At 53.4% G+C, this 1,663-nt stretch carries 2 protein-coding genes; both read right to left on the bottom strand.

What is annotated here, in order from left to right; all coding sequences use genetic code 11:
* Nucleotides 1-82: 82 nt before the first annotated feature.
* Complete coding sequence (locus E8M78_RS20845) at nt 83-643, bottom strand: type 1 glutamine amidotransferase domain-containing protein (protein ID WP_137136882.1); 561 nt, start codon at nt 641-643, stop codon at nt 83-85.
* 35 nt (nt 644-678) lie between these two features.
* A complete protein-coding gene (locus E8M78_RS20840; protein ID WP_137136881.1) occupies nt 679-876 on the bottom strand; it encodes a hypothetical protein in 198 nt (65 codons plus the stop codon).
* Between the last annotated feature and the right edge of the window lie 787 nt (nt 877-1,663).

The raw sequence follows: 1,663 nt of genomic DNA, 5'->3' as shown, positions 1-1,663 counted from the left end.
AGCAAAACCGCTTCTAGCGGTTCAAGCGCAGCGTTTCAAACCTCCACCTCTGGTGGAGGTCATGACTTTGAAATCAATATGCTCAGGCAGCCTGGCGCTTGTGCCGACCTTCCTGAACCTCTTCCACGATCTTTGCCACAAAGGCCTGAAGATCCTTCGGGGAGCGCGACGTAATAACGCCGTTGTCGGTGACGACTTCCTTGTCCTCCCAAGACGCACCAGCGTTTATCACGTCGGTCTTGATCGAGTGATAGGAGGTCGCCTTGCGGCCGCGCAGCGCATCCGCCTCCACCAGCAGCCAAGGGCCATGGCAGATTGCCGCGACGACCTTTCCGGCCTTGATGAAGTTGCGGACGATGTCGACTGCCTTTTGTTCCGTGCGGAGAATATCCGGGTTGATCTGACCGCCCGGAATGACCAGCGCGTCGTATTCCTCATGCTTGACCTGATCGACCGTGAGATTGACCGGCACGGTATCGCCCCAATCCTTCTCGTCCCAGCTCTTGATTTCGCCGGGCTTCAGCGAGGCGATCTTTACATCTGCGCCATGCTTGCGCAGCTCTTCCAGAGGTACGCGCAGTTCAGAGCGCTCATAGCCATCGGTTGCGAGAATAAGAATACGTGCGGATCCAATGTCAGTCATATTTATCTAATCCTTTGTCAGTGATTGAAGGTGTGTCAAAGACGTCCTGTCGAAAGATCACGGCCATTGATGGATGCCGGTACGCTGATCTCGTCGCGCGGGCTGCGTGGGAAAGGCAGGCTCACGCTTTCCGGAGACACGACATGCAAAGGCGGTTGATCAGCACCTTTTGTTCTGTCTACCTTGCCGCTTTTGCTCCAAAAGGTTCTCAAGCGTTTGATCAGATTTTCCATCTTCGTTCTCCCATGACCGTCCGTCGATTTGGCGAAGGTCTTGCTGCCTTCTTACGGTAATCAAACACGCAAAGTGTAATTTAGGTTCCTTTTAAAAATTGGAGGCAATGTCGGGAACAATTGCAGGGGGGCAGCGTTCATGGCCATCGGTGTGGTCATCAGGGATGATCAAACTTTCTCTGATTGAGCCGGGGCAATATGAATGTTGAGCGATTGGCAGGGGCGGCCAACCGATCACAAGAGGTGATCCATCGGCTCCATGCTATCCTAAGCTTTCAGGCCAGAGCGTACCGTATCTGACCAATCAGTTGCGCCTGTTTCGTCAGGGACACCGTGGAGGCACTGCTTTTGGGCACCTCATGCTGCCGGTGGAAAACGACCTGACTGACGCCGACATAGAAAATGTCAGCGCCTATTTTGCGTCGAAACAAGAATGATCCGACGCAACAAAACGCGTTACAGCTTAGCTCAGACCGGCACGATGAACATGTAGCAGGCTGCGACTGTGAAAACGAAACTGGCGGCTTCAACCCATTCGCGTGACATGACCACTTCTCCCTGACTGTGTGCCCTCAAAACGCTTCTCCCGTTTTCAAGTTCCACAGAATTGCCACAGGTGTGAAGAATGGGTCGAAACTCTGTCCCAAAGATGACAGTCGCTTAAGAATTTGCAGCCATGTGACGGGCTCTCGCCGCTTCCAGGATGGACCGTATCTCGTCCTCCCTGAACAACTCGGAAGCCGTTGATTTTGTGCGGTGTGATGGTGCTGGCAAAGTATTGGTTTAT

Source organism: Rhizobium sp. FKY42 (assembly GCF_005222835.1).
Taxonomy (GTDB): domain Bacteria; phylum Pseudomonadota; class Alphaproteobacteria; order Rhizobiales; family Rhizobiaceae; genus Neorhizobium.
This window is presented reverse-complemented; position numbering and strand designations above follow the sequence as displayed.

Coding starts and splice junctions, on each gene's coding strand:
- E8M78_RS20840 (WP_137136881.1), bottom strand. CDS start 876: ATGGAAAATCTGATCAAACGCTTGAGAACCTTTTGGAGCAAAAGCGGC.
- E8M78_RS20845 (WP_137136882.1), bottom strand. CDS start 643: ATGACTGACATTGGATCCGCACGTATTCTTATTCTCGCAACCGATGGC.